This window comes from Mycobacterium simiae, assembly GCF_008370645.1.
GTDB classification, from domain to species: Bacteria; Actinomycetota; Actinomycetes; order Mycobacteriales; family Mycobacteriaceae; genus Mycobacterium; species Mycobacterium simiae_A.
In genome coordinates, this window is record NZ_VTZN01000165.1 from 1 (window position 1) to 10,403 (window position 10,403).

The 10,403-nt window shown below is 61.5% G+C and carries 10 protein-coding genes; 4 read left to right on the forward strand and 6 right to left on the reverse strand.

Annotation, left to right across the window (positions count from 1 at the left end; translation table 11 throughout):
• Positions 1 to 1,637: 1,637 nt before the first annotated feature.
• The 3 genes from F0Q45_RS20795 to F0Q45_RS30310 all read left to right on the forward strand — a co-directional run bounded on the left by F0Q45_RS20795 (position 1,638) and on the right by F0Q45_RS30310 (position 3,977).
• A complete protein-coding gene (locus F0Q45_RS20795) occupies positions 1,638 to 2,981 on the forward strand; it encodes a GDSL-type esterase/lipase family protein (protein ID WP_149655743.1) in 1,344 nt (447 codons plus the stop codon).
• 298 nt (positions 2,982 to 3,279) lie between these two features.
• Entirely contained in the window at positions 3,280 to 3,588 is a 309-nt protein-coding gene (locus F0Q45_RS30305; RefSeq protein WP_262491089.1) for a glycoside hydrolase family 15 protein, read from the forward strand.
• 71 nt (positions 3,589 to 3,659) lie between these two features.
• A complete protein-coding gene (locus F0Q45_RS30310; protein WP_149655744.1) occupies positions 3,660 to 3,977 on the forward strand; it encodes an alpha/beta hydrolase fold domain-containing protein in 318 nt (105 codons plus the stop codon).
• On the opposite strand, the gene F0Q45_RS20810 is transcribed toward F0Q45_RS30310, so the two are convergent.
• Positions 3,978 to 5,078: a ferritin-like domain-containing protein gene (locus F0Q45_RS20810; RefSeq protein ID WP_149655745.1), complete on the reverse strand. Its 1,101-nt coding sequence runs from the start codon at positions 5,076 to 5,078 to the stop codon at positions 3,978 to 3,980.
• 791 nt (positions 5,079 to 5,869) lie between these two features.
• Here F0Q45_RS20810 and F0Q45_RS20815 point away from each other — a divergent pair.
• Entirely contained in the window at positions 5,870 to 6,733 is an 864-nt protein-coding gene (locus F0Q45_RS20815; protein ID WP_149655746.1) for a hypothetical protein, read from the forward strand.
• A gap of 233 nt (positions 6,734 to 6,966) precedes the next feature.
• Here the strand turns inward: F0Q45_RS20815 and F0Q45_RS20820 are convergent, their stop codons facing one another.
• The 5 genes from F0Q45_RS20820 to F0Q45_RS20840 form a co-directional block, all read right to left on the reverse strand.
• Positions 6,967 to 7,389: a hypothetical protein gene (locus tag F0Q45_RS20820; RefSeq protein ID WP_149655747.1), complete on the reverse strand. Its 423-nt coding sequence runs from the start codon at positions 7,387 to 7,389 to the stop codon at positions 6,967 to 6,969.
• 438 nt (positions 7,390 to 7,827) lie between these two features.
• Positions 7,828 to 8,148 carry a hypothetical protein gene (locus tag F0Q45_RS20825; protein WP_149655748.1) on the reverse strand — a complete coding sequence of 107 codons (321 nt, stop codon included), beginning with the start codon at positions 8,146 to 8,148 and terminating at the stop codon, positions 7,828 to 7,830.
• 222 nt (positions 8,149 to 8,370) lie between these two features.
• Positions 8,371 to 8,907 (reverse strand): HNH endonuclease, encoded by a 537-nt coding sequence (locus F0Q45_RS29985; protein WP_306439461.1) that lies wholly within the window; start codon positions 8,905 to 8,907, stop codon positions 8,371 to 8,373.
• A complete protein-coding gene (locus F0Q45_RS20835) occupies positions 8,850 to 9,677 on the reverse strand; it encodes a phage major capsid protein (protein WP_149655750.1) in 828 nt (275 codons plus the stop codon). Before F0Q45_RS20835 ends, F0Q45_RS29985 begins: the two co-directional genes overlap by 58 nt.
• Before the next feature lie 162 nt (positions 9,678 to 9,839).
• Complete coding sequence (locus tag F0Q45_RS20840) at positions 9,840 to 10,301, reverse strand: hypothetical protein (RefSeq protein WP_149655751.1); 462 nt, start codon at positions 10,299 to 10,301, stop codon at positions 9,840 to 9,842.
• Positions 10,302 to 10,403: the final 102 nt, after the last annotated feature.

Consider the following 10,403-nt stretch of genomic DNA (forward strand, 5'->3'; position numbering starts at 1 on the left):
GGGTGATCGCCTCAGCAGCAGCGTATCGAAGCTGAAACAAGTTGGAGCCAAGTCGGGTCTATCGAGGTGGGAACTGTCTTGTATCCCTTGTGCGAGTGTTGGATTAGCTGTTAGGCGGACCGGTTGAAGGCTCGCCGGGCGGCCCCTCCTAACCCTAACGTAGGCGGTTAGGGTAAGGGCGGTGAAGGCCGTCGATGCCGAAATGCCTGATTTTGCTGTCGACTTGGTCGCGGTCATGTTGGGCCCGGATGTTGAGGGCGTTCGGATCCGCAGGGCGTAGCTTCGTATTGACGTGCGCTCCGAAATTGGTTCGCTGGTGACGGTTTCGCGGTCCGGATGGTAGGCGCGGGGGCAAAAGGAATCCTCGGCGATGGTCGTTTCACAGCACTCAATTTGGCTGCACTGCTGCCTCACCCGGACCTCCACGTGGTATGTCGCAGTCGGTGTGTATGGCGGGCGGCAGGTGCAGGTGTACGCTTCTATCCCCCGATCGGAGGATACTGTGGTCCGCTAATCGAAGGACCCCTGGATCGGCCGATTGGAGGATACCGCGGCGGTCCGAGGTTCTCTAACAATAAGTCTCGCAGTTGAAATGCAGTGATTATGCGTCCCCACTGAGCGCCGGGAAGGGTGAGAACTTCATCCCACTTTTGTGTCATGCGACGCTGCGGCTCGCTGCTGCCAGTACTCAAGCGTCGCTACCGCCGAGTTACCTAACTCAACTCCACGCTGAGAACTCGCGCGCGGGTCTCATCACTTCCTGACCCCCAAGGCTAAGATCCCCCGCCAGAACAACTTTCAGCGGGGGCGCATCGCTGGATCCAACCCAGCCTCCGCCTGACGTTGGCATCCCTGGCTGGATTTCTCGGTAGTAGCCAAAGTTGTGAATATTGGCTCGCAGAGGCGTGCTAGCGCCGGAGGCAGGTTTGCCGAAATCCGTTTTCAGGCGCCGACTTGATGGTTATCGTTCTTTGCCGGCGTTTCTCGCAGAAGGTGTCTAGCGCAGGTTCGCTGTGCCTAGCCGACTGTATTCGGTTTGGCGCCAGGGCTATTGAGTAACTCAACGCTCGCTGTAGACGGGACGATCAAGGCCCTCCGGCACTTCTCCCGGAATCCGCGGCGATGAAATGCCTGCGGTGGTTTCGGTCCTAGTCAAGCATTGCCTGACGGATCATTGCGTGCTAAAACGGAATTGACCCGGCGCTCGGCTACCAGTCGCCGTGTGAGTTCTGCGCCGCGTACCTCTGTCTGCAGCTCGCAGCGTAGATGGAAACAAGGCCTGCAGTCCGGGGAAAACGCGAGGCGGCTCAACCACGACGTATCTTGGGGCCTGCGCGGGGCGTAAATAGCCTCAGGCACAGTCAGATACAGTGCAACGCGCGCGGCAGATTAGCAAAGATCGATCTGCGCTCTGCGTACGATTTCGCCCGCTGTCGAGGCCGTCGAAGTCGGCAAATCAGCAACGAGGACTCGCTTCCGGCCCCTACGCTGCAGCGTCTGGCGACGGCCCCGAACGCAACCAAAGTGGTTTAAGAACAGCGTAATTCAGCACAAATTAGGATCATATTAGCTTCATCGGTACCGATTCGTTACGCTATCCCCTAACGAAATGCTCATGGGCACTGTAGATTTCGGGCGTGACTGAAATTTCGGATGCTGCCGACAGGTTGAGCAACGACAAGTACCGCTATCTGGTTGGCTCCCGTGCAAGTCCGTGCAATCCGTCCGCCCAACCCAGCGACGAAGTTACCTATTGGAAAGGCGGGCGAAGTTATCGATTGGGGCGCCGACACCTCCTGATCCGGATCCCAACGATGACTCATCGCACCGCGGCAACAGCAATGGGCTCCGTCCTTATCCTGGCGGCGTCGGTCATCGTCGATTCACACTCTGCCTTGGCCAGCCCCCCGGTTGGCGCTAAACCTCCCGCTGTCATAGCCCTCGGCGACAGCTATATATCAGGCGAGGCCGGGCGTTGGCAGGGAAACGCAATCGCGCCGCTGCCGGGCAGCCGGAAGGGTACTGACCGCGCAGCGTATTTATGCGGGCCACGGGAACGGCTGTGCTCACACAACCCCCAGCGGGTATATGGAACTTCGTACGCGAACGGATGTGATCGATCTAACGGCGCTGAGATCACCTACGTTTACCAGGTTCAAGTCGGCGACCAAAGTTATGACATCGCCCAAGACGATCGCATTAACGTCGCGTGTTCTGGTGCCACTACCGAAAGCATCTACAAAGTCCCATTCAAAGGTGAACCGATACAAGTCGATCAGCTCGCTCAGTATGCCCAGAGCAAGGACATCAAACTGGTCGTCCTGTCGATAGGCGGCAACGACCTCAATGTTGGCGGCGTGATCAGATCCTGCATCAAAGCCTTCCTCAGCAGCGGCGTGCACTGCCACATCAGCGAGGCACCCTTACTGCCACAACTGTTGGTGAAAATGCAGGACGGGGTAACGAGAGCCCTGCAGTCAATTCGCACCACAATGACCAACGCCGGATACCGTGATTCCGATTATCGCCTGGTCCTTCAATCCTATCCATCGCCCGTACCCCCCGCGGCGAATAATCGGTACCCGGAAAACGTCAGGATACGATTGCAGGTCGGGGGATGCCCGCTATTCAACGACGACTCGGATTGGGCATACGGCACAGCAATCCGCGCCATCTCGGACGCACTCCGTCAAGTGGCCACAACTGTCGGTGGTGTTGACTTTCTAGACCTTTACCATGCACTGGACGGCCATGAGGTCTGCGCCAAGGGGGTAGGGCAGTCAACAGACGGAGACAGCTTGGACGCTCCGCGATCCAAGTCCGACAGCGAGTGGGTGCGCTGGATCAGCCTCCACACGCAAGACGGCAGGGTCAACGAAGCCGCGCACCCCAACGCCTACGGCCAACAGCAGCTAGGCGGATGCTTGCAAAGCGCCGTTATGGTTACTCAACAGAGCTTCGAATGCAACGCCTCGGGGTGAGTGAACACGTGAATGCCGTTGCGGTGCTGGTTCGAAGCGCCCGCAGAACTGTTTCGACTCTTTATGTCGCGGGCGTTGACGGTGTGTATCGGGCTGGTACGTGAATTGTTGGCGACCAGGCGGGGCGAAGGGCGGATCCATCCGGCGTGGCCCGGTCTTGGAGTGCGGCAACGCGTCGGCGGGCTTGATTTTGAGGGTCGCCTGCCGCGCTGCGCCTACTCGATGTTGATGTGTGCTCCGAAAATCAGTTCGCTGGTGACGGTTTGGCGGCCACCATGGTGGGTAGGCGGGCACTGGCGTGCCGCAGTTTGGCTCCCACGGTGTGGGCCTGGCGGCTGGTATCGCCTACGACGGACCGCAGCGAGAGCTGGTGCGACGCTCGGCGCTGACGCTGAAGCTGCTGGATTACACCCAAAATGGTGCGATCATCGCTGCGGCGACATCGAGCCAGCCGGAAGGGATTGGCGGCGAATGTAATTGGGATTACCGGTACACGTGGGTGCGCGATGCCGCGTGCAGTGTTTATGCGATGCGCCGCATCGGCCTGCCGGACGAAGCCGACAGGTCCGCGGGTGATGTATTCACTCGACGGCCTGCCACTGCCTGAGGAGCGTCTCGATCCCGAGCTCGCCGGCTACGGGCTTACCGCCCCGATGATGCGATGGTTCTTCGACCACTATGCCGATCCCGGCGTACGCCGATGACCCGAGGATCGCCCCGCTGCGTGCGCGGGATCTGTCCGGCCTGCCCCCGGCGATCGTCGTCTCGGCAGAGTTCGACCCGCGGCGCGATGAAGGCGACGCGTACGCCGAAGCGCTTGCGGCAGCAGGGGTTCCCACCCGGCATGTGCGGGCTTGCGGACACACGCACCTGTCGTTGTCCATGGTGGACGTGGTCGTCTCCGGAGCCCCGATTCGTGCCCAGATCGCCGACGCGTTACGGGGATTCTTCGCGACCGACGCCGCGACGACGGCGCCGGCTCAGGCGGCGGGCTGACTAGCTGGCGCCCGCCGCGATCACCTGGTCCACCTCGCGGGCTCGGTCAGCCATCTCGGCGTGTGCTTTGTCCAGTGCCTCCGCCTGGTCCTCATCGGCCTTCATCAGCGCTTCGATGTTGAAGCCGGCCATGTCGAGGACGCCCATGTCCCGGAAGGCCTGCTGCACCTTATCGCCCCACAGCCCAATGTCCTTGACTATTGGCACGATTCGGCTGAACAGGTGCGAGCGGAACTGGATCATCAGCGGCGACGTGTCGACCCACTCGGCGCACTTCTGGACGTCCAGGTCGAGGGTCTGGAAAACCTCCTCGCCGCGGAACCGGTCGCGCATCAAGTAGCAGGCGTCCACGACGAACTCTTCGCGCTCGTCCCGTTCGGCGTCGGTCAGCGCGGAGTAGTAGTCCTTCAGCGAGATGCGGCCAAAGGCGACGTGCCGGGCTTCGTCCTGCATGACGTAGGCCAGCACCTGCTTGGCCAGCGAGTCCGGCGCGGCCAGATCACGCAGCACCCCGAAGGCGGCGAGCGCGAGCCCTTCGATGAGTACCTGCATCCCGAGATAGGGCATGTCCCAGCGCGAGTCGCGCAGCGTGTCGTCCAGTAGGGCGGTCAGATGCTTGTTGATCGGGTAGACCAGGCCGACCTTCTCCTGCAGGAACCGCGAGAACGCCTCGACGTGCCGGGCCTCGTCCATGGTCTGGGTGGCCGCGTAGAACTTCGCGTCCAGGTCCGGGACTACCTCGACGATCTTAGCCGCGCACACCATCGCGCCTTGCTCGCCGTGCAGAAACTGCGAGAACTGCCAGGCCTGGGAGTGCTGGCGCATCTCGGCGCGACGTGCCTCATCTGCGGCGTCCCACATCGGGCTGCCGAACAGCGGATGGAATTCGTCAGGCAGTCCCACTGGGTTGTGCGGGTCGACGTCTTGCGCCCAGTCGATGCGCGACTGGGCATCCCACTGCTTGTCCTTTCCCTTCTGGTACAGGGACAGGAGCCGGGCACGTCCTTCGTCGTATTCCCAGGTGAAGCGCGCGTCGCCGACACTGGGGACTTCCCAGGAGTACGGCGTGGGCACGTCCGTGTACTTGTCTCTCGTACTCATGAGTCTTCGCCTTTCCGACCGGTGTGACCAGTGGTCATGTATGGCCTATATCACAGGTTGCACCGCCCAGGGCAAGGCGTCAAGCCTTCTGGCCCGTTCAGGCGACACATGGGCTTCCGGCATAGGCCGCAGCCGAACGAGAAGCCGCGCGGGAAGGCATTGCGGTAGTCGTCCGCCGCGGTACGTCTTCCGGGACTTGGTCCGTCATTCAGGCGATCCCTCTCCAACAGCGAACAACGTGAGATGCGATCCTAACGCACGTGTGCAGCAGAAAGGCTCCTCCAGATAACGCTGCAGCAAACATGATCTCCCAACCGGAGTCGGTAGCATAGCCGTAACGTGCGGGAGCCAAACGCGGGCAGATGCTGCGGCAGCGCCGAAAACGCGGGATGACGTCTTTGCCCGGCTCGAACGTGGAGCCGATGACGGGAATCGAACCCGCGTATTCAGCTTGGGAAGTCGGTCAGAGGGATCTAGGCGGGTTCGCATGGGTTTCGTTTCGGTTGCGACCTGCGGGAATAGGTTTAGCTGAGTGTCGGTGAGTATGGGTAAATCCGGCCGTGTTGTGACCCTGCCGTGACCCGCAACATTGTCAGATATCAAGGCAATGAGTCGGACACAGAAGGGATTTGCCGACTTCTGACTATCGTACCCAGAGCTTGCCGCTACTGGGCGCACGCGTTGTCACCGCCTCTGAGGGGGCCTACACCCGGTGAGTGGGCCCGGAGAACTGGATCGGCACGCGGGCAAAAATCCGACAATCTGACTGCCGGTATGCGATATTGCCGAGTGTGACGGTCGCCCTCTACGTGAAGGTGTTCGACGGGATCGTCCTCGCGACAGACTCGGCGACCACACTGGCCGCGGCGTTGCAGAGCGGACACATGATCCAACAGGTTTACAACAACGCCGACAAGATCTTCCACCTTCACCGACGGTTACCGATAGCCGCGATGACGTGGGGCCTGGGAGTCGTTGGCCCAGCAAGCATCTCGTCGTTATCAAAAAGCTTTCGTCTGCGACTGATGGGCCGCGATGCCAACTTCAGTGATGACGAGCTGGACATCGGCAACTTCACAGTGAAAGACGTGGCGATCCGTGCATCAAAGATGTTCGCGCAAGCGGCGAAAGACGCAGAGTGGGAGGAATTTCCAGCAGAGCTCGGCTACCTTGTAGTCGGGATTTCGTCCAACTGCGACCAGGCCGAGGCGTGGCTGCTGGAGTTTTCCGGTAAAACCGTGGCTCCGAAACCCCGTCAAGTGTTGAAGGACGTCGACTACGGGTACAAGGCGTACGCACAGCCTGATGCGGTAGATCGGTTGTTCAACGGTTACGACACCCAGCTCCGGGAGACCCTCATCACAGCGGGCACCTCACAAGGTATCGACCGCAACGTGGCGGAGAACCAGATAGATGCCGCGCTGGCCTCGTACAAGCTGGACCCGGTCCAGCCGGGCATGCCTCTACCGGATGCCATTGAGCTGGCGCGGTTCATGGTGGTGACCACAGAGGGGTATGCAAGGTTCCGCATTGGGGCGGATACTGTTGGTGGACCGGTCGAAGTGGCTTCCATCAGCCCGCATGAGGGATTCAAGTGGATCAACAGGAAGCACTACTACAGGCCGGAACTCAACCCAGGAGAGAACCTCGTATGACTCAGCTTCCCTTCATCAGCGCTAACCAGCCTACGACAGGTGACCGTGGAAAGTCTGACTCTGTGTTTCGATCAGCTGGGCAGACAAAGCAGTACCCGCCTCGACCACACATCACGACGGCAAAACCGCAAGGGTCAGGCGCCACCAAGGCCGAGAAGTCGCCAAGGAGCGGCAAGTCGGCCAAGTAGCAAAGCCATCATTCGTAACGCTACCGACAAACGTCGATCAATTCCTTAGCGGAGAACCAGTTGTTTTTCGACTTCGACGGTCGAGACCTCGCCGACCATCTGCTCGTAGCTAAACCGACGTAGTTGGCTCCAGTCCGGGTACATGGCGTCGATCAGCATTCCGACGGTCAGTTTCCGATGCTTGTCATGCGCCGTAAACGGTGCGTCTGGGAGGGCGGGCCCGGTTGAGCTCGCCTTTTGGGGCGCTGCAACCCGAACGAACACGAACCGTTGCTCTCTCGGGTAGTAGCAGGCGATTGTGCCTCCATCGGGGAAGTAGTGCAGCATCTGGCCCGAGAGAACGTCGTCAGCAAGGTCTGATTCGACGCACACCACGGTGTTGCGTACCCAGCCGAATTGCCCGTGGAAGTCAGGGTCGCGTTCGAGCTGAGCAAACGCGAACGTGGCGATGGTGTGAGAATCAACCATCGATCCACCTCCGAACCCTCTCCGGCCATTCTCGGCTAAGCCGCATCAACTGCACGTCGAACTCAACACTCACTCTAGCCTCGTCACCAGCAGAGAGCGACAGAAGACTCACACGTCGTCCCAGGTCATCGCTTGGATCGTCACTCTGTCGGAATTCGTGAACGTGAACCTCTGAATGACAGATGTCGATCCTCTCGACGCCTCGGCGCTCGGGGTTACTAATGTCCTCGACCCGGCGAGCGAAAATCATGATCGCCCAATCCACATTCCGTCCGTGGTAAATCGCATATCGATACACGAGCTCGAAGACCCAGCCATCAACGGGCGCCCCGAGCACGCTGACCCGATGATCGCGGTGGATCTCTTCCTCCGGAAACACCGTCGGGTCATATGGTTGGTCCGCGCGAACCCTGCGGCGCGTCGGCTTGCGTCTACGGCTCACCGCGATCGCTGGTCCCCGTCATCCTCCTCGCCATACAGCTTTGCCGCCACCGCAGCGGCATCCAGGCCGTAACCACCTGGGCCCCGCGCGATGAGACCAGCGCCGACTATCTCGCCGTTGAACATGTCGACCAGGCGATATAGGCCGTAAGTGATCGCCCGCTCATCCCGCCGGCGCGACTTCTCCAACCGATAACCCTGCCGCACGGCGGCCCGCCGCAGCCGGTTCTCGAAGACCTTGAACTGACCCTCCGTCATCGCCTCGACGTCGGTACAGGACACAACCTCAGCTGTGCGCGGCGCTATACCCGAAGTCATGCCCAAAACTGTACCGAGCACCGCCGACAATCAAAGACGCTGCTCAGCGCGTGTTGCCGCCCACAAGGCCCGAAACTCGGGAAACCGTACAGACCAAAATCCGCAGCGCCTTCCGGCAGGCTGCGAGGCCCTGGGGGAGCCTTCCCCACCCGCCTTCGCGGCGCGGGAGGCGCTGCGGCTCGGGTTCCGCCTGAGTCTGGGGTTTTCGCGGGGGTATCCGGGTCATCCGCGGGCTGCCCTGGCTTCGCGGGCGGTCTTCCAATCGTGGCAGGGTTTACAGCAGCTCTGTGCGTTGGACGGGTCGTCGGTGCCGCCGAGGTGGACGGGCACGATGTGATCAACCTGGTCGGCGTGGACAAGGCAGCCCGGCCCTTTGATCTGGCACTGGTGGCCGTCGTGTTGGAGCACTTGATTACGTAGGCGTTTCCACGCCGTCTTACCTGTGCGCTGGGAGCTGGCGGTGCGGGGGCTGGTCTTCCAGCCGATGTGGTCGGGGCAGCGTCGATCCGGCGGGTAGACCAGTTCGAGGCAGCCTTGATAGCCGCAGTGTCGTGGTGCTCGCGGCATGGTGGGTATCTCCGTTCGTTTGGTTCCGGCCGGGGAGCGCGAGTCCGAGACGATGCCTCGCGCTCTGACCCGGCCGGGTTGTTCAGCGTCCGGGGGCAAGGAGTAAACCCTGGCGCTGAACGGGCTTACGGCCTTTAGGTGCCGGGTTCCATGCTGAACTTGCCGATCCAGTCGGGGCGGGTCACGCCCCATCCGATTCGCCAGGTTGCGCGGAGCTGTACCGAGTCCTTGGAGAACAGGACGTGTTCGGAGGTGGCGATCGACACTGGGCCGATCGCGGACACGATGGCGTTGCGGTCGACGACGAGTCCGTGGTAGGCGGGGATGAACCGGGAACGGAGCACGGGCAAGCTCAGCAGCATCGGCACGGCGTCGGTGGTACCCGCGCCGAGCAGCGACTGGTTGTAGTCGGTGGCGACCTTCATATTGCGGATGGAGGCCCAGCCGAGCGGGTCGACGATGATGTGGCTTGGTTGCGCGCCGTTGACCTCCAGCTTGGCGATGAGCTCCACCAGGTTGTCGAGCTTTGTGAAAAGCAGTGTGCCGCCAACGGTGTTCACGATGTTGAGGAGACCGGTCGGGTTGGCGACATCTGCGATGTAGGAGTTGTCCGCCTTCCGTACAAGGTCGCGCGACACTGACTCGGCGAGCTGCTGGGCTGTCATGGCCTGCCTGAATTGCTCATTTGAGAGGTTCACCAAGCGGGAGATTTTCTTGGTGCGGACGACAACCTCAGCGAGATCCGGGTCGTCTTCGGGGATTTCGGCGCCCTCAGCCACATAGTCGGCTGACTCGGCGTCGTTGACGTAGGCCACCCGGACGGCGGGTTGGTCGCCGTCCACGGTGCCGGCGATGGTCGAGGTCTGCAGGATTAGCGCGTCGCCGACGACTTCGTCTGCGGCGAATAAGGTTTCATCGGGGCGCCACGGATAGGTGGTGGTGGTAGTCGTGAGTGTGCTCACGGGGGGTCTCTACTTTCATTCGGTCACAACACGATTCAGGGCAACATTGTGAGAACTTGGTTTTCAACGGCTGCACACCTGGTGCTGTGGCCGGTACCCCGCTGGGGTGAACGGTGCGGGCCGGTCGGCGCCTGGCCGAACAGCGGCCCGCACCAGCTGATTCTACCCGCTGCGGGGACGGAACGCGTCCACGAATTTCGGTTGCGTGTCGCCGGTGATTTTGCCGTCCGACGTGACGGTCGACGCGGGCGGCGCGGCCGGCGCCAGCTTGCGCCAATGCTGATGCGCGTCAACCAGGCTCGTGATCAGCTGGTCAACCTTGCTGGGGTCGACGTCGCCGTTGTCGTCGAGCAGGCCCGCGAGTTCGGCGCCGTCACGCCAAACATCCTGTCCATCGGCCAGTTTCGCCGCCGCCAGGCGTTCGACCTCGGCGCGCTGCAAGACGGTCACCCGTTCAGCGAGGCGGTCGCGCTCTGCCTCAGCGGCTTTCGCCCGATGCCGGTATTTGGCGGCCTCGCGGTTCTCCTGGCCGTCCTCATGGGCCTCGGTGTCGTCGGCTGGCGGGGTGGGCTCCTCGTCCCCGGTGCTCTCGATTGCTGCTGCGGTGTCGGTGGTTTCGGTCACTGCTGGTTCTCCTCGGGGTTGTAGTTTCGGAATCTTTCGATGACCTCTTGGCGCAGTGCCTCGATGACAACGTTGCGGTCGGTGCCCATTTGGCTGGCGAGT